This is a genomic window from Litorihabitans aurantiacus, assembly GCF_030161595.1.
Classification (GTDB): Bacteria; Actinomycetota; Actinomycetes; order Actinomycetales; family Beutenbergiaceae; genus Litorihabitans; species Litorihabitans aurantiacus.
Genome location: NZ_BSUM01000001.1, coordinates 2,701,417 through 2,717,501, shown reverse-complemented (window position 1 = coordinate 2,717,501; position 16,085 = coordinate 2,701,417). Strand labels below are relative to the sequence as shown.

Sequence of the window (16,085 nt, the reverse complement as noted above, 5' to 3'; positions counted from 1 at the left end):
GGGTCACCACGCGGCGGCGGCGACCTCCAGCGGCGCGGTCGAGGGCGCGGGGTCGGTCCGCAGCCGCGCGTGCGTCTCGACGTCGAACCGCTCGCTCCCGTAGGCGAGCTTCGCGCGCTCGACGCCCTCAGCCACGAACCCCGCGCGCCGGGCGACCGCGCACGAGGAGGGGTTGTTCAGGCGGTGCCCCAGCTCGAGGCGGAACAGGTCGTCGCCGGCGGGATCGAGCGCACGCGCGGCGACCGTGACGAGCGCGCGAGCGGCGAGCCCTCGCCCACGCGCCGACGCCGCTAGCCAGTACGAGATCCACCCGGTTCCGTGGCGTCGATCGATCGCGCCGATCGCGACGTTCCCCACAGCCTCACCGTCCACCGCGATCGCCAGGGCGCGCTCGTACTTCGACGGCGTCGCGAGGTGGTCGGTGATGAACGCGGCGCACGCGGCGTCGTCCCCGAGCGCGTCGACCGGCAGCTGGGTCACGAGATCGGGCGAGGTGGCGACGGCGGAGCGGAGCGCCGTCGCGTCGTCGGTGATCCAGGGGCGCAGGAGAGGGGTCGGCACCGCTCCATCGTCAGAGATCGGCCCTGGAGAACGCCAGCGGATTCGCTCGGTCCTCCACCTGGGCCAGTGTTCTACCCTAGGGTAGATTTCAACGATGGCGACACTGAATATCAAGGACGAGCGGGTGCGCGAGCTCGCTCGGAGCCTGGCCGAGCGGCGGGGAACCTCGATGACCGGGGCCATCCGTAGCGCTCTCGAGGAGGCGCTGGCCGCAGAGATCGCGCGTAGGGACGCGGATGCCGTCGTGGCGCGCCTCGAGGAGATCTCGCGCCGTTCTGCTGCACGACCCGAGCCCTTCCTCACCGACGACGACCTCTATGACACGAACGGGCTTCCCCGGTGATCGTCGACTCGTCGGCGCTCGTCGCGGTGCTGCGCGACGAACCGGATGCGGGCGGCCTCCGTCGGGCGATGGCGGGCGAGCCGCGCGTCGTCGTCGGGGCTCCCACGCTCGTCGAGACGTCCGTCGTCGTCGGTCCCTCGCGCCATGGAGATCTTGACGACCTCCTGCGTGACATCGGCGCCGTCGTCGCGCCCTTCACACCGGAGCACGCGCGAATCGCGCGACAGGCGTATGCGCGTTACGGACGTGGAAGTGGCTCGCCGGCCCGCCTGAACTTCGGAGACGCGATGAGCTATGCGGTCGCGATGGAGGCAGGATTACCGCTCCTCTTTAAGGGTGACGACTTCGTCCACACCGACGTCGAGCGCGCCGAGGTCGATTGAGCGTCAGACGCGGCGCCACCCGTGGTCGTGCCCGCGCACCATCGCGGAGTCGCGACGCCAGTGCTCGTCGGGTCCGGACTTTGGCAGCACGTCGGTCAGCCAGGCGGTGGCGTCCGGAGACCACCCGGCTAGCACCGTGGCGACGCCGTCGCCGATCTCGATGGCAAGTCCGGCGGTGGTGAGATACCCGACGACGGTGACATGCACGGCGTCGTAGTGCTCGCGGACCTCCAGCCAGTTCGGTATCGCCCACGCCCCATGACGCCCCGTGTGTCGGTACCAGTCGTGACGGCGAGACGATGTCACGTCGAGGGGAAGGTGGGGTCTTGCGGAAGCTCGCGCCGCGCTCGGTCCTCTTGACCGACGACGGCGGCGTACCAGCGCTCGGCCCGCCCGTCCAGGCCGCGGATCTCGGGCGGGTCGGTCGCCGGTATCTCGGAGCCTTCGACCCACACCCGCGTGTGGCGCTGCTGTTGCGTGTCGAGGCCCCGGACGAGAGTCGAGCCGACCGGCGCATCGCACAGGGCCTGCGCGATGGGTCTCAGCGCCTCGACCATGCCCGACACGGCGAGCAGATGGTCCTCCTCGTCCGGCTCCTGCCACGGCATGTTCGTGTCGACGGCGGAACCGACGGCCGCGCGAACAGCGTCGGCGTCTGTTGCGAGGTGCAGCATCCTGACGCTCAGATCAGCCACCCCCGTGACGAGATCCCCGCGACGTGGCGGGGCCGGCGATGGTCCGACCCCGTACGCCGAGGCCCACCATCCCGGTACACCGCTGACACCGATGAGAGCGCCCAGAGCGCGGCGGCCGCGTGGCGATGCCAGCAGGAGGCCGGGGTCCACGGGCGTCAGTATGGTGGCTGTCCGAGGCGTTGGCGGGTCGTCGGGGCGCCCGCTGTGAGCGGCTGACCGCGGCGCCACCGCGTCGCCCGTCCGCGTGTCGGCGCGACACGCCGCTGGGCCCGCGCGGGGCCACCGAGCCAGCCGCTCCCGGCGGACGCACCGCCGAGCACAGCGCCCGATCAGCCCCGCTCCGCCGCCCCGAGGACCGGCTCGAGCGCCGCGTCGAGCTCCGCCAACCACGTCGTCGCCCGCGCGTCCGACGGCATCCGCCAGTCCCCGCGCGGCGAGAGCGATCCGCCCGAGGCGACCTTCGGCCCGTTCGGGATCGCCGTCCGCTTGAACTGGTTCGCGAAGTAGCGGCGCAGGAACACCTCGAGCCAGCGCCGGATCTCCGCGAGGTCGTAGGAGGGCCGCCCGTCCTCCGGGAACCCCGGCGGCCACGCCCCCGCACCGGCGTCGGCCCACGCCCGCTCGGCCAGGAACGCGATCTTCGAGGGCGGCGACATCCGCCGCAGCGTGTGGAACAGCGCGAAGTCGTGCAGCGCGTACGGGCCGATGGTCTGCTCGGTCGACTGGACCGCGCCGTCCTGGCCCGCGGGCACCAGCTCGGGCGAGATCTCGGTGTCGAGCACCGCCTGCAGCACGGCGTCGGTCCCGCCGTCGAACTGCTCGGTGGAGATCGTCCAGCGGATGAGGTGCTGCATCAGCGTCTTCGGGACGCCGGGGTTGACCGCGTAGTGCGACATCTGGTCGCCCACCCCGTAGGTGCACCACCCGAGCGCCAGCTCCGAGAGGTCCCCGGTCCCGACCACGATCCCGCCGCGCTGGTTCGCGAGGCGGAACAGCACGTCGGTCCGCACGCCCGCCTGCACGTTCTCGAACGTGACGTCGTAGACGGGCTCGCCGGCCGCGAACGGGTGCCCGAGCGCGGTGAGCAGCTCCGTCGCCGCGGGCTTGATGTCGATCTCCTCGAAGGTCACCCCGAGCGCCCGCCCCAGCTTCCAGGCGTTCGAGCGCGTGCCCTCCGACGTCGCGAACCCCGGCAGCGTGAACGCGAGGACGTGTTCCCGCGGCAGCCCCAGCCTGTCCACGGCCTGCGCGCACACCAGCAGCGCGTGCGTGGAGTCGAGACCGCCCGAGACGCCGATCACGAGCTTCGGCATGCCGATCGCGCGCATTCGCTGCTCCAGCCCGGAGACCTGGATGTTGAACGCCTCGTAGCAGTCCTGTGCGAGCCGGGCGACGTCGTCGGGCACGAAGGGGAAGCGGTCGACGCTGCGGCGCAGCCCCACGTCACCCGTGGGCGCGTCCAGCGTGAACTCGACCGTCCGGAAGCCGGCCACGCGCGCGGCGTGCGTGCGCCGGTTGTCGTCGAACGAGCCCTGCCGCAGCCGCTCGGAGGCGAGGGCGGCGACGTCGACGTCGGCCACCGACGCCTGCGCCGTGTGCGGGAACCGCTCCGTCTCGGCGAGCAGCGCGCCGTTCTCGTAGATCATCGTCTGGCCGTCCCACGACACGTCGTTCGTGGACTCGCCCAGTCCCGCGGCGGCGTAGGCGTAGGCGGCTACGCCGCGCGCGCTCGAGGAGGCCGACAGCAGGTGACGGTCCTGCGCGCGCCCCACCGTGATCGGCGAGCCGGACAGGTTCAGCAGCACGGTCGCTCCGGCCAGCGCCGCCTCGGCCGACGGCGGGATCGGCACCCAGAAGTCCTCGCAGACCTCGGCGAAGATCGTCAGGTCGGGCTGGTCGACGGCGCGGAACAGCAGGTCCGGACCGAACGGCATCGCCTCGGCGTCCGGCAGGTGACGCAGCGTGATGTGCTGCCCGCGCTGGTCGTCGCCGGGCGCGTACCAGCGCCGCTCGTAGAACTCGCGGTAGTTCGGCAGCGCGGACTTCGGGGCGACGCCCAGGACGCGGCCGCGGTGGATGACGACGGCGCAGTTGTAGATCCGCGAGCCGTGGCGCAGCGGAGCGCCGACGACGAGCACGGGCAGCAGGTCGGCGCTCGCCTCGACCACGCGCGCGACGGCGACCTCCGCCGCGTCCAGCAGCGTGTCGGCGAGCACGAGGTCGTCGATCGAGTAGCCGGTCAGGCCCAGCTCCGGGAAGACGGCGACGGCGACGGCGTCGGCGTCCAGCGCCCGCGCCTGCGCGATCACCGCGTCGGCGTTCGCGGCGGGGTCGGCCAGCACGACCGGCGTCGTGACCGCGGCGACGCGCGCGAAGCCGTGCCGGTAGGCGTTGCGGAAGTCCCAGGCGGGTCGGGCGTCGGGCGAGGTCATGGCACGAGTCTGCCGCAGGGGTGGGTCACGACGCCCGGCCGGCCCGCTCCTTCTCCTTCGCCGCTCGGGCGTCCAGGTAGGACTTCTGCGCGGCGTCGGACAGCGCCCCGGCCCACGCCGGTCCACCCGCCACTCCCGTCGCGGCCTCCGTCCCGCCCGGGGCGAGTCGCAGCCCGGGATAGCGCACGCGGGCGAACGTCTCCGGCAGCCGCGCGCCGAGCACCGCGATCGCGATCCGGCCCAGCCCCCAGGCCACGAGCGCACCGTTGAGCAGACCCACGGTCACCAGGAGACCGGGCCACCACACCGCCGTCGTCGCCTCCCACGCCCGGGTCACGGTCACCACGGCGAGCCCGAGCGTCGGTGCCGCCAGCACCACGCTGAGCCAGAACCCGATCTGCAGCAGAAGCGGGTTCTCGCCGGCGTCGGTCGCGTTGCGCCGCTTCGCGGGATCGACCCCGGCGCTGACCCCGACCACGGAGAAGAGCGCCGACATCCCCGCGCCGCACCCGAGCATCGCCACGAGCGCCGCCGCGACGCCGACCAGGTGCGACCAGCCACCGCTGAGCGCCGTGAGAGCCAGCGCCAGCACCACTGCGGGCAGGCCGAACGCCACGACGATCGCGATCTGCCGCCCCCGCACGTCCGCCCGGACGGTCGCGGGCGAGTCGGCGACGGCGAGCATCCACAGCGCGGTCCCGTCCTGCCCGTAGAGGTTGGTGCCTCCGAGACCCACCATGAAGGCCACCGCGAGCGCGGCCCAGGGCGCGAACGGGAACAGACCCGCGACGTCGCCGAGCGTGCCGACGTACAGGAACGCGGCGAGGAAGGTCGCGAACCAGACCGCCGTCCGGATCTCGAGCGAGCGCCACGGGTCGCGCAGCCAGGTCCGCAGCTCCTTGCCGGCCACGGCACCCGTCGGCGTGGCCGGCAGCCCCAGCAGCGGGTCGCGCCGCGCTCTCGCCCCCTGCGCGAGAGCGTGCGAACCCACGGGTCGACGGCGGCGTCGCGCCGTCCGGTTGCCGACGTGCGGCGTCAGCAGTGCGACGGCGGCGGCGACGGCGAGCGCCGCCCCCGCGAGCATCGCCCCGACGCGCCACAGCGCACCCGCCGCACCGGTCCCGCCGTCGAGCCCGGCCTCGACCGGCGTGACCGCCGCGACCGCACCGCCGGGCCACCCGAACGGCAGCGCGTGCAGCACGTCGGTCGCTCCCCCTCGGGCAACCCGTCCGCCAGCAGGGACGGCACGGCGAGGCCGACGGGGAACAGGACGAGCCAGCCGGCCATCATCGCGGCGATCATCAGGCCGTACTGGACCGCGGCGATCTCGACGCCGACCTGCGTGCGCATCGCCGCCCCCAGCACCGCGTAGACCACCCGCGAGAACGCGACGAGCCCGATCGTGAACAGCAGTGCAGCGGCGAGGCCGACGACGGCACCGACGCCGCCGGACGCTCCCAGGCTCGCGCCGTACGCGACCAGGGACAGCGTCGCGGCGAGCGTGAGGAGCGCGCCCGGGCCGACGTAGACCGACACGAGCAGACCGAGCCCGAGCCGTCGGCGCTCGAGCGGCAGCAGCGTGAAGTACTCCGGGCGCAGCACCCCGGCACCGGAGGCGAGGATCGGCCCCACGACCCAGCCCACGGCCCACATCCCGAGCAGCACGGCGACGACGTCGGCCCGCGCCCCCGGCGCGGCGAGCAGGACGCCCGCCCAGGTCCCGGCGACGGCGACGACGCCCAGCGCGATCCCCAGCGGCCGCTTCCACGAGTCGTTGTGCGACTGGATCGTGCGGCGCAACCCGACCAGCAGACGGAGCTCGGCGCCCAGGGACGACGGCCCGGTGGGCGCCTGCGTCGTGCTCACGAGCCCAGCCACGTCAGCTCCTCCTGCGCGATCGTCCGCTCACCCACGAGCTCGACGAAGCGGTCCTCGAGGCTGCCGCTGCCGCGGACCTGCGCGAGCGTGCCGTGGCTGAGGACCTGACCGCGCGCGATGATCGCGACGCGGTCGCACATCTCCTCGACCAGGGACATCACGTGGCTCGAGATCACGATCGACCCGCCGGCGGCCACGAAGCGGCGCAGGATGGCGCGCAGCACCCGGGCGCTGACGGGGTCGACGGCCTCGAACGGCTCGTCGAGCACGAGCACCCGCGGGGAGTGCAGCAGCGCGGTGGCGAGCCCGATCTTCTTGCGCATCCCGGTCGAGTACTCGAGCACGAGGACGCCGCGCTCGTCCGCCTCGTCGAGCTCCAGGATCCGCAGCAGCTCGGACGTCCGCGAGGCGACGACGGCGGGGTCCATCCCGCGCAGGAGGCCCCAGTAGCGCAGCAGCTCGCTCCCCGTCAGTCGCTCGGGCAGCGCCAGCCCGTCGGGCAGCACCCCCAGCAGCGCCTTGGCGCGGGTGGGGTCGCGCCAGACGTCGACGCCGTCGACGCGCGCCGTGCCGGAGTCGGGCCGGAGCAGACCGACCGCCATCGACAGCGACGTGGTCTTGCCGGCCCCGTTGGGACCGACGAGACCGGTCAGCGAGCCGGGCGGTACCTCGAGGCTGACGCCGTCGGCGGCGCGGTTGCCCGAGAAGACCTTGGTGAGCTGGTCGAGCTCGAGGGCGGGTGCGGTCATCGGTGCTCCTCCTCGTGCAGTGGGGTGGCGGTCGTCCTGCGGTCCGCGACCAGCCTGGGGTGCGGCCGCCGCCCGCGGTATCGGCCGATCGGCCAGTCCTGCGGACGGCGGGTGGCCGAACGGCCAGGTCCCCTCGACGGCGGCTCTCCGTAGGCTGGCCGCATGACCGGGTCCGGCGACGTCGACAGGTGGATCCTGCCCGGCGACCTCGCCCGGGCGCTCGGCCCCGGCGAGGCCGGTCTCCTGTCCTCGCGCTCCCCGCGCTCGCGCCCGGCTCGCGCGGACGGCGGTGGGGGCCGACGGCGCGGCTCGCCCCGCACCGTGCGCGACTGGGTGGTCGACTCGATCGTCTTCGTGGTGTGCGCCGCCGTGTGGCTGGCCGAGGCCCTGGGCTGGTCCGACCCCGTCGGGATCCCGGAGTGGTTGCGCCCGATCGACCTCGTGACCGGGGCCGGCATGGTGCTGGCGACCTGGTGGCGCCGGGAGCACCCGGTCGCCGTCGGGATCGCCGCCGCGGTCGTCGGTGCCATCTCCACGAGCGCCTCGATCGCGCTCCTGGTGGGGTTCTTCTCCCTCGCGCTGCACCGGGGCTGGCGCTGGGGCTACGGCGTCGCCGTCGTCGCCCAGGTCCTCGCCCTGCCCCACCTGCTGACGTATCGCCCCGGGGAGGTGGGCGGCAGCGGCGAGTGGATCGTCATCGTGACGCTCGTGGTGGGCCTGGCCACGACGGCGGGGCTGATGGTCCGCGCGCGGCGCCAGCTCGTGCGCGTCCTGGAGCAGCGCGCGCGGGACGCGCAGCGCGAGCAGCACCGGCGGGTCGCGGACGCGCAGGAGGCGGAGCGCGCACGGATCGCGCGGGAGATGCACGACGTGCTCGCGCACCGGCTCTCGCTGCTCAGCGTGCATGCGGGTGCGCTCGAGTACCGGTTGCAGCAGGCCCCCGCGGGGAGCGTCCCGCCGGAGGTCGCCGCCTCGGTCTCGGTCGTGCGGGAGAACGCGCACCTGTCGCTCGAGGAGCTGCGCGACGTGCTGCACGTGCTGCGGGCCAGCGCCGTCACCGGTGAGGGGGTGCGCTCGAGCCGGCCCCGGTGCCCGACGACGGCCGCGCCGCTCCCGCCCCGACCCTCGCCGCGCTGCCGGCGCTCGTCGGTGAGGCGCGCGCGGCCGGGCAGGTCGTCCGGCTCGACGTCGCGGGGACGGAGCTCGTGCCGGTGCCGCTCGCGGCGCAGCGGACCGCCTACCGGGTGGTGCAGGAGGGGCTGACGAACGCGCGCAAGCACGCGCCCGGCGCGGCCGTGGAGGTGCTGGTGCAGTGCACGGGTGGCGTTCCGGGCGGCACGATCCAGGTCGTGGTGAGCAACGCCGTCGTCCCGGGCCTCACCCGGGCGGAGCTGCCCGGTGCAGGCACGGGTCAGCTGGGTCTCGCCGAGCGGACGGCGCACCACGGCGGGAGCCTCGAGAGCACCGTGGAGGACGGCCGGTTCGTGCTGCGGGCCACGGTCCCGCTCGGCCGGGTCGGGTCGGCGACGGCGCGGGAGACCACGTGAGCGCGCCGATCCGGGTCCTGCTCGTCGACGACGACCCGCTGGTGCGCGCCGGGCTGCGGCTCATGCTCGAGGTGGCGCCCGACGTCGCGATCGTCGGTGAGGCGAGCGACGGCGCCGAGGTGGTCGACCTCGTCGGTGCGCTCGCGCCCGACGTCGTGCTCATGGACATCCGGATGCCGCGGGTCGACGGCGTCGCCGCCACCGCGGAGCTCGCCCGGCTCGGCCCGCGCGCACCCGGGGTGCTCGTGCTGACGACGTTCGGTGCCGACGCGACCGTGGTCGCGGCGTTGCGCGCCGGCGCGGCCGGGTACCTCCTGAAGGACACGCCGCCGGCCCAGATCGTCGAGGCGGTGCGCCGCGTAGCCGACGGCGAGCCCGCGTTCTCGCCCGACGTCACGCGGGCCCTCGTGGCGCTCGCGACCGCGGGTGGTGGGGGAGCGGGCGCGGGCATCGCGGAGACGCCGTCTCCCACGGCCTCCGAAGCCGTCGCGGGACGCGACCCTCGCGGGGTCGCGCGGGAGGCCGCTCGCGTGCGGATCGCCGCGCTGACACCGCGGGAGCACGAGGTGGCGGACGCCGTCGCGCAGGGACTCTCCAACGCCGAGATCGCGGCGTCCCTGTACCTGTCGACCTCGAGCGTGAAGGTGCACCTGTCGTCGGCGCTGGCGAAGCTCGGCATGGTCAACCGGGTGCAGCTGGCGATCCTGGCGCACGAGGCGCGCGGCCCGGGCTGACGACGGCCGGCCGACGGTGGGTGTCCGCCGCGGGTCAGGAGGTGCGGAGCAGCTCGAGGAGGAGGTGCAGCCCGATGCCGAGGGTCAGCCCGAGCCCCACCCACAGGGCGGGGAGCGACCGGCGGCGGCGCAGGACTAGCCCGCCGAGGCCGACGAGCACGAGGGCGGGGCCCGCGGCCCACGCTGCGGGCCCGGCGCCGGCGATGAAGACGCCGACGGCGAGCGAGACCGCCACCACCAGCCACGTCCAGGCGGCGTGCGGTCGGCGCGCGTGGCGGGGGACCGGCGGGGAGGACAGCGGTGGGGCGGTGGTGCGGATCGGCGCAGTCATCCGGACCGGGCGGCCGGGTGCGTGCGACGCATTCGGGATGATCGCCACGGCGGCCTCCTCTCGTCCGTCACCGCGATGTCGACGTGGGGAGACGTTATCAAATCGTGACCTGCGGTTACGAGGGCGCGACGGCGTCGGCGTGTCGAGCCTGTGGACGGTCCGCGGGGGCACCGGCGGGTGCGGCACCCTCGGGGGACGCGAGGAGCGGTCGGTCCTGGGAAGCGCCTGAGCGGCCCCGCCCTCGAACGACGAACTCAGCCGGCGGGAGGGAGTCACGGATCCCTCCCATACTTGACGGGTGACGCCACGCCCCGCCGAGCCCCACGTCCCCGGGTCGGGCGCCGCCGCTCCCTCTGCCGAGCGCGTCGACCGCCCCGACCCGTCGAACCGCCCGGACTGCCCGCCCCCGCGCCGGGGCCCGCCCCACGCCTCGTCCTGCTCGCGGCGCTCGTGGCGGCCGGGAGCGGCGCCGTCATCGCCTTCCAGGGTCGGGTCAACGGTGACCTCGCCGTCGCCGGCACGGGCGTCGTCGTCTCGGGGTGGCTCTCCTACGTCGGCACCCTCGCGGCGTCCGCCCTGGTGATCGTGCTCCGAGGCCGCGCCCGCACCGTGACGCGGCTGATCCGGCAGCGGGCGCAGTGGTGGTGGTTCGCCGTCGGGCTCTGCGGCATCCCGATCGTGCTCGCGATGGCGTCGGGGATCCCGCTGGTGGGCGTCGCCGTCGCCTCGGTGTGCGCCGTCGCCGGTCAGACCGTCGCGGGGCTCACCCTGGATGCGCGCGGCGTCGGGCTCCCGGCCGCCATCCGGCTCTCCCGACGTCGGGTTCTGGCGGGCGCGGTCGCGCTCGTCGGGCTCGGCGTCGCCGTCCTCGGGCCCTCCGGGGGCGGCGAGCTCACCGCGGCGGTCGGCGTCGCCGTCGGGATCGCGCTCTTCCTCGCGGGCGCGATCCTCTGCGTGCAGCAGGCCGGGAACGGCCGCGTCGTCGCCGCGACGGGCGACCCCGTGCTCGCCGGCCTGACCTCGTCCGCCGGCGGCACCGTCGGCATCACCCTCGTCCTCGCCGTCGCCGGTCTCGCGGGCGGGCTCGACGGCGTGACCTTCCCGCCGCAGTGGTGGCTCTACCTCGGGGGTCCGCTCGGCGCCGTCATCACGATCGCCGCCGCATGGGCGGTGCGCCGCCTCGGCACGTTCGTCCTCACGCTCACCGTCATCTCCGGTCAGATGCTGACCGCGCTGCTGCTCGATCTGTTCTCGGCGGGCGGCCTGCGCGTGACGGCGATCCTCGCGACCCTCGCCGTCGCGGTGTCGGCCGCGCTCGTCGTCGAGCGCCGCCGCGCCACCAGCGGTCCGCTGCTGCGCGACTGACGGCGCGGCTCAGCCCTCGAGGTCGTCGCGCCCCGGCAGCCAGGACAGGCCGGGCTCACCCCACCCCTGCTCACGGATGATGTCGACGACCTCGTCGCGGTCGTCGGGGTCGGTGAGGCGGTCGACGTAGAGCACGCCGTTCAGGTGGTCGAACTCGTGCTGCAGGATCCGGGCGCGCCAGCCGTCGACCTCCAGGCGCACCGGCGCTCCCTCGAGGTCGGTCCCGACGACGACCGTGCGCTCCGAGCGGCGCAGCGCGAACCGCTCGCCCGGGAAGGAGAGGCAGCCCTCGACCTCCTCGTCCTCGTCCGGGTCGCCGGGAACGGTCGGTGTCATCCACAGCTCGGGGTTGACGACCACACCGCGCCACGGTGCACCGTGGTCGTCCTCGTAGGAGTAGACGAAGATCCGCAGCCCGACGCCGACCTGGGGCGCCGCGAGCCCGACGCCGGGCGCCTCGTCCATGGTCACGTACATGTCCGCGACCAGGCGCCGGATCTCGTCCGTCACCTCCGTGACGGGGGCGGCGGGGCGGTGCAGGACGGGGTCGCCGGAGATGACGATGGGGAGGATGGCCACCGCACCAGCCTAGTTCGACGGCGTCGCGCCCCACGGACGCCCTGGCCACGCCCGCGTACCCTGGACGCCGTGACCGTGCTCGTCCGACCCCTCGTCGCCGCCGACCTGGCGGACGTGGCGCGGATCTACGCGCACTACGTCACCGACTCGACGGCGACGTTCGAGACCGTCCCGATGACGGAGGAGGACTGGGCGCTCAAGGCGGCCGACATCGACCGCCGCGGCTGGCCCTTCCTGGTCGCGCAGGACGAGGACGGCACCGTCATCGGCTTCGCCTACGTCACGTTCTGGCGCGCGCGCCCCGCCTACGACCTCACGGTCGAGGAGACCATCTACCTCGACGCCGCAGCCACCGGGCGTGGCGTCGGCACCGCCCTGATGACGCAGGTGCTCGACGAGGCCCGCCGCCGCGGCGCGCGCCAGGCGATCGCCGTCGTGAGCGACCACGGTGCCGAGGGCTCGCTGGCGCTGCACCGCAAGGTGGGGTTCCAGGAGGTGGGCCACCTGCGCGCCATCGGCGAGAAGCTCGGCCAGCGCCTGGGCACCCACCTCCTGCAGATCTCGCTCGAGGACTGACTCCCCGGACCGCGAACGGGCCGGACGACGACCGGCTCAGGCCCCGCCGTCGCCGGCCGCATCCTCCGACCGCAGCCGCGGCTCGATCCGCCGCCCCGGCGCGAACCCCGCCTTGTCGGCGTAGAACGCCCGGATCCGGTCCATGTCTGCGCGCACGTCGCCGGTCATCGTGAGCGTCGGGCCCAGCCCCGTGGTCATCGTGGTGCGATCCACGTACCCCAGCGTCACCGGTAGGTCCGCCGACCGCGCGATCCGGTAGAAGCCCGACTTCCAGTGCGTCGCGCCGCCGCGCGTCCCTTCGGGCGTGACCACGAGCGAGAACGCCCCGGTGGTGCGCTGCTCCGCGAGGACCTCCTCCACCACGCGCGAGGGGTCGCTGCGGTCGACGGCGATGCCCCCGAGTGCGCGCATCACCGGGCCCGCCGGGCCACGGAACAGCGAGGTCTTGCCCAGCCAGCGCAGCGGGATCCCCGCCTCCCACGCGATCGCGAGCATCAGCACGAAGTCCCAGTTAGACGTGTGCGGGGCGCCGATCAGCACCCGGGGGACGTCGGGCTGCGGCTGCGAGCGCAGCTCCCAGCGGCTCAGGCGCCAGAAGAGGCGGGCGACGGCGCGGCGCAGACGGGAGGTCACGCGCCTCACCCTAGGCGGAGTCGGGCACGCGACACCGGCACGGGTCGGGACGCGCCGGAGCGGCACCGAATGTGCGAACGGCGCCGCCCCTCGCGAGGGGCGGCGCCGTTCGATGGCGCGAGGCGCGACTCAGGCGGTCGCGGCCTGCGGCGTCAGCTGGAACGCCGGGCCGGGCTGCCCCGGCTGCGCGGGAGCGGTGTCGAGCGTGAGCGCGTCGAGGGCCTCGGACGCCTGCGGCTCGACGAAGACGGGCACGGCGCCGGTCTCGATGACCTGGTCGCCGGGGACGGGCTCCGGCGCGAGCCCGAGGTCGAGGCCACCGGGCTGCGATGCGGACGGGGCGATGCGGAGGCCGCCGCCCTGGGGGAGATCGGCGCTGGCGGCGATCTCGTTGACGGCGGTCTGGGCGTTCTCGGTCAGGGTCAGCACGAGCGACTCCTCTCGGGGGTGGGCGTTCCACCTGACGTCCACGCGACCAGAGGTGAGCGGCAGATGCAAGGCCGCCGCCGTACGGTCTTGGAGACCGAGACTCGAATCTTGGTCATCGATACGGACTTGGGGCTCGGCGCCGACGCCTCGTACCGTCCGGCGCCTGGACTCCGCTCGGGCTACGGTCGTGACATGAGCTTCACGCCCGGCGGCGACCCGCGCATCCCGAACCAGACGCCGATCCCCCCGATCCTTGGGGGCTACGGGAGCGCTGATTCCGTGGCGGGCACGTCACCCGCGTTCTCCTCGGACCCCGCAGACGTGAAGCAGCGGGCGGACGACCGCAACCGCGTGTTCGTGCGTACCGCGCTCATCAACGCGCCCGTCATCGCCGTCGCCGTCGTGGTGGGCATCGTGCTCGGTCTGCCGACGCCGGAGACCGGGGTCTGGGTGGTGGTCGCGGCCGCGCTGGTCACGGGCATCCACATGACCGTCGTCGTGATGCGGATGGCTCGTCCGTCCACGGCGTCGCGGACGGGCGACGCGCCGCCGTCGCCCCCGCCCGGCAGTGCGTTCACGTCGGTCAGGGACGCGCCCGTCGAGGACGTCACGGACGCACCGGTCGGCGAGCCCGCCGCCGAGATCATCGGCACCGCGCGCCTCCAGGTCGAGGACGTCTTCACGATCACCGGGCGCGGGCTCGTCGTGACCGGCACGGTCTCCTCCGGCACGTTCGCCGCCGGTCGGGACGCGGAGATCCACCGCGACGGCGTCGTCGTCGCCCGCACCCGGATCACCGCGATCGAGGCGTTCCGCCGCCGGACCGAGACGGCGCACGAGGGGGAGAACGTCGGCCTCCTGCTCGCGGGCCTCACCCGGCGGGACGTGGCGCGCGACGACGTCGTCGTCGCCTGAGCGCCCGCCGCTGAGCGCCCGCCGCCGCGATCAACCTCCCCGCGCGACCGCGCCCGGGCCTACGTTGGAGTCTCGCCCCCGAGAAGGAGATCATCCCGTGAAGCGCCTCGCCCTCCCCGTCACCACCGCCCTCGGCGTCCTCGTGCTCGGGGCCTGCAGCTTCTCGGCGTCGGCCAACCGGACCGTCTCTGCCGACCAGGTGGCGACCGAGGCCGAGGACGCGCTCGAGGAGCAGATCGGCCAGCGTCCGGAGATCAGCTGCGGTGACGACCAGGTCGACCTGGTGGACGGCGAGGTCGTCGACTGCCTGCTGACGGACCCGAGCACGGGCTCGGAGTTCGACACCACCGTCACGATCTCCGACGTGGACGGGACCGACTTCCGCATCGCCGTCGAGGTCGCGGAGCAGCCGAACGCCTGAGCCTCACTCGCCCCGGAGGCCGTCCACGGCCTCGCGCAGCAGGTCGGCGTGGCCGTTGTGCCGGCTGTACTCCTCGATCATGTGTACGAGGATCCAGCGCAGGTTGACGGCGCCGTCGTCCGCGGACTTCCGGCGCTCCAGCGTGTCGAGGGCCTGCGGTCCGCCGTCGGCGAGCGCCTCCGCGACGATCGCGCGGGAGGCGTCGATCGACGCGCTCCACAGCGCCCGCAACTCCTCGGGGGTGTCCGACGCCGCCGACGTCAGCTCCCAGTCGGGGTCGGCCTCCCAGTCGGCCGACGCCCACGGCTCGGCGGGCGGGCGCCCGGCGAAGCGGTAGGAGAACCAGTTCTCCTCCACGCAGGCGAGGTGCTTGAGCAGACCTCCCAGTGTCAGGCCTGACGCGGCGGTGGTGGCCGAGAGACCCACAGCGTCGAGGTCGGCGGTCTTCCACGCGAGCGTGGCGCGGTGGAACTCGAGGAAGCCGAGCAGCGTCTCGACCTCCCCGGCCTGCAGCGGTGGGTCCTGGCGTCCCTGCGCGTCGATCGTCATGCGCGGCAGTGTGCCCGACGGCGTCGCGGGCGTCACGCCGTTATCCGGCGGCGGGTGCCGCCACCTGGGCCTTCGGCGTCGGTGACGCGGCACCGAGGCGCCAGTAGCCGGTGAACGAGACGCGCTCCTTGGCGACGCCGCGCTCGTTCACCAGGTGGCGGCGGCCGCCGGTCGCCAGCGCCTGCTCGCCCGCGACGAACGCGTGGACTTCTCCGGCATCGACCTCGGCGTCGGTCAGGGTGCGCAGCTCGGCGAGCGCGAGCGTGCCGGGGACGGGCTGGGTCGGTCCGGCCGCACCGGGGTCCTCGCGCACCACCCAGCGCACCGCGACGCCGTCGGGCCGGGTGAACTCGAGCGCGTCCTCGGCCGTCGGCACCTCGACGATCGCGAGTCCGGTCGCGCTGGCGGGGAGGCTGGCGCAGATGCCGGCGACGGCAGGCAGAGCCGTCTCGTCGCCCACGAGCAGCACGCGCTCGGTCCCCGCGGCGGGGTTGAAGCCGAGACCCTCGTCGATCACGACGACGCTCTCGCCCACCGCGCACGTCTGCGCCCACCGCGAGGCGGGTCCGGCACTCCCGTCCGCGGGGCTCCCGTGCAGCACGAGGTCGACGTCGAGCTCCGCCCCCGAGGTCGTGCTCGCCGGGCGGAACGCGCGCACGGTGTAGTTGCGCATGACGGGGCGCACGCCGTCGGGGATCCGGAGGTAGCGCAGGTAGCCGATCAGCTGGTTCGCGCGGGCGGGGAGCCGGTCCAGACCCTCGGTGCCGCCGAGCGGCAGGAACAGCCGGAACCACTGGTCGTACCCCATCGGCGCGAAGCGGTCGATCTCGCCACCGCCGAGCGTGACGCGCATCCAGTGCGGCGAGAGCTGTTCCCTGCGCAGCACCGTCAGGTGGACGAGGCCCGGGTTCTCCGGCTTGACGAGGCGCTGGTGACGGACCACGGGGACTCCTTCGCGGGTGCGG

21 protein-coding genes are annotated in these 16,085 nt (G+C 74.3%); 9 read left to right on the top strand and 12 right to left on the bottom strand.

Translation table 11 applies throughout. The annotated features are described in order from the left end of the window. Positions 1–3: 3 nt before the first annotated feature. The gene (locus QQK22_RS12960) at positions 4–561 is read right to left on the bottom strand and encodes a GNAT family N-acetyltransferase (protein WP_284251347.1); all 558 of its coding nucleotides are present in this window, start codon (positions 559–561) and stop codon (positions 4–6) included. Positions 562–655: 94 nt separating this feature from the next. Between QQK22_RS12960 and QQK22_RS12955 the strand changes: the two genes are divergently transcribed. Together QQK22_RS12955 and QQK22_RS12950 are read left to right on the top strand one after the other, a co-directional pair. Next, positions 656–904, top strand: coding sequence for a type II toxin-antitoxin system VapB family antitoxin (locus QQK22_RS12955; RefSeq protein WP_284251346.1), 249 nt, complete (start codon positions 656–658; stop codon positions 902–904). After that, positions 901–1,287: a type II toxin-antitoxin system VapC family toxin gene (locus QQK22_RS12950; protein WP_284251345.1), complete on the top strand. Its 387-nt coding sequence runs from the start codon at positions 901–903 to the stop codon at positions 1,285–1,287. Before QQK22_RS12955 ends, QQK22_RS12950 begins: the two co-directional genes overlap by 4 nt. Positions 1,288–1,290: 3 nt before the next feature. Here the strand turns inward: QQK22_RS12950 and QQK22_RS12945 are convergent, their stop codons facing one another. The 5 genes from QQK22_RS12945 to QQK22_RS12925 all read right to left on the bottom strand — a co-directional run bounded on the left by QQK22_RS12945 (position 1,291) and on the right by QQK22_RS12925 (position 7,041). Beyond that, complete coding sequence (locus QQK22_RS12945; RefSeq protein ID WP_284251344.1) at positions 1,291–1,494, bottom strand: hypothetical protein; 204 nt, start codon at positions 1,492–1,494, stop codon at positions 1,291–1,293. Positions 1,495–1,589: 95 nt separating this feature from the next. Further along, entirely contained in the window at positions 1,590–1,982 is a 393-nt protein-coding gene (locus tag QQK22_RS12940) for a hypothetical protein (RefSeq protein ID WP_284251342.1), read from the bottom strand. A 329-nt stretch (positions 1,983–2,311) separates the two neighbouring features. Further along, complete coding sequence (locus QQK22_RS12935; RefSeq protein WP_284251340.1) at positions 2,312–4,414, bottom strand: NAD(+) synthase; 2,103 nt, start codon at positions 4,412–4,414, stop codon at positions 2,312–2,314. 25 nt (positions 4,415–4,439) lie between these two features. Continuing rightward, positions 4,440–5,615: a hypothetical protein gene (locus QQK22_RS12930; protein ID WP_284251339.1), complete on the bottom strand. Its 1,176-nt coding sequence runs from the start codon at positions 5,613–5,615 to the stop codon at positions 4,440–4,442. A 661-nt stretch (positions 5,616–6,276) separates the two neighbouring features. Beyond that, entirely contained in the window at positions 6,277–7,041 is a 765-nt protein-coding gene (locus QQK22_RS12925) for an ABC transporter ATP-binding protein (protein ID WP_284251338.1), read from the bottom strand. Between the two features lie 162 nt (positions 7,042–7,203). Here QQK22_RS12925 and QQK22_RS12920 point away from each other — a divergent pair, with 162 nt between their 5' ends. From QQK22_RS12920 to QQK22_RS12910, 3 genes are read left to right on the top strand one after another with little or no spacing between them, the layout of a single operon-like run. Next, entirely contained in the window at positions 7,204–8,304 is a 1,101-nt protein-coding gene (locus QQK22_RS12920; RefSeq protein ID WP_284251337.1) for a sensor histidine kinase, read from the top strand. Next, entirely contained in the window at positions 8,286–8,588 is a 303-nt protein-coding gene (locus tag QQK22_RS12915; protein WP_284251335.1) for a sensor histidine kinase, read from the top strand. Before QQK22_RS12920 ends, QQK22_RS12915 begins: the two co-directional genes overlap by 19 nt. Continuing rightward, positions 8,585–9,322, top strand: a complete 738-nt coding sequence (locus QQK22_RS12910; RefSeq protein WP_284251334.1) for a response regulator — start codon at positions 8,585–8,587, stop codon at positions 9,320–9,322. Before QQK22_RS12915 ends, QQK22_RS12910 begins: the two co-directional genes overlap by 4 nt. A 34-nt stretch (positions 9,323–9,356) precedes the next feature. On the opposite strand, the gene QQK22_RS12905 is transcribed toward QQK22_RS12910, so the two are convergent. Continuing rightward, positions 9,357–9,701: a hypothetical protein gene (locus QQK22_RS12905; RefSeq protein ID WP_284251333.1), complete on the bottom strand. Its 345-nt coding sequence runs from the start codon at positions 9,699–9,701 to the stop codon at positions 9,357–9,359. Between the two features lie 402 nt (positions 9,702–10,103). Here QQK22_RS12905 and QQK22_RS12900 point away from each other — a divergent pair, with 402 nt between their 5' ends. Beyond that, positions 10,104–11,018 carry a DMT family transporter gene (locus QQK22_RS12900; protein ID WP_284251332.1) on the top strand — a complete coding sequence of 305 codons (915 nt, stop codon included), beginning with the start codon at positions 10,104–10,106 and terminating at the stop codon, positions 11,016–11,018. 9 nt (positions 11,019–11,027) lie between these two features. Here QQK22_RS12900 and def read toward each other — a convergent pair whose 3' ends face one another. Then, positions 11,028–11,597 carry a peptide deformylase gene (gene def, locus QQK22_RS12895; protein ID WP_284251330.1) on the bottom strand — a complete coding sequence of 190 codons (570 nt, stop codon included), beginning with the start codon at positions 11,595–11,597 and terminating at the stop codon, positions 11,028–11,030. Positions 11,598–11,666: 69 nt separating this feature from the next. Here def and QQK22_RS12890 point away from each other — a divergent pair, with 69 nt between their 5' ends. Beyond that, on the top strand, positions 11,667–12,173 hold the full coding sequence (locus QQK22_RS12890) for a GNAT family N-acetyltransferase (protein WP_284251329.1): 507 nt from the start codon (positions 11,667–11,669) through the stop codon (positions 12,171–12,173). Positions 12,174–12,209: 36 nt separating this feature from the next. Here QQK22_RS12890 and QQK22_RS12885 read toward each other — a convergent pair whose 3' ends face one another. Both QQK22_RS12885 and QQK22_RS12880 read right to left on the bottom strand, forming a co-directional pair. Further along, a complete protein-coding gene (locus QQK22_RS12885) occupies positions 12,210–12,806 on the bottom strand; it encodes a 1-acyl-sn-glycerol-3-phosphate acyltransferase (RefSeq protein ID WP_284251328.1) in 597 nt (198 codons plus the stop codon). A 129-nt stretch (positions 12,807–12,935) separates the two neighbouring features. Next, positions 12,936–13,235 (bottom strand): iron-sulfur cluster assembly accessory protein, encoded by a 300-nt coding sequence (locus tag QQK22_RS12880; protein WP_284251327.1) that lies wholly within the window; start codon positions 13,233–13,235, stop codon positions 12,936–12,938. A gap of 192 nt (positions 13,236–13,427) precedes the next feature. Here QQK22_RS12880 and QQK22_RS12875 point away from each other — a divergent pair, with 192 nt between their 5' ends. Both QQK22_RS12875 and QQK22_RS12870 read left to right on the top strand, forming a co-directional pair. After that, the gene (locus QQK22_RS12875) at positions 13,428–14,150 is read left to right on the top strand and encodes an EF-Tu/IF-2/RF-3 family GTPase (RefSeq protein WP_284251326.1); all 723 of its coding nucleotides are present in this window, start codon (positions 13,428–13,430) and stop codon (positions 14,148–14,150) included. A 97-nt stretch (positions 14,151–14,247) separates the two neighbouring features. Beyond that, the gene (locus QQK22_RS12870; protein ID WP_284251325.1) at positions 14,248–14,571 is read left to right on the top strand and encodes a DUF4333 domain-containing protein; all 324 of its coding nucleotides are present in this window, start codon (positions 14,248–14,250) and stop codon (positions 14,569–14,571) included. A gap of 3 nt (positions 14,572–14,574) precedes the next feature. Here the strand turns inward: QQK22_RS12870 and QQK22_RS12865 are convergent, their stop codons facing one another. Both QQK22_RS12865 and QQK22_RS12860 read right to left on the bottom strand, forming a co-directional pair. Beyond that, on the bottom strand, positions 14,575–15,120 hold the full coding sequence (locus QQK22_RS12865) for a DinB family protein (protein WP_284251324.1): 546 nt from the start codon (positions 15,118–15,120) through the stop codon (positions 14,575–14,577). Between the two features lie 40 nt (positions 15,121–15,160). Then, positions 15,161–16,063: a siderophore-interacting protein gene (locus QQK22_RS12860; RefSeq protein ID WP_284251323.1), complete on the bottom strand. Its 903-nt coding sequence runs from the start codon at positions 16,061–16,063 to the stop codon at positions 15,161–15,163. Positions 16,064–16,085 lie beyond the last annotated feature (22 nt).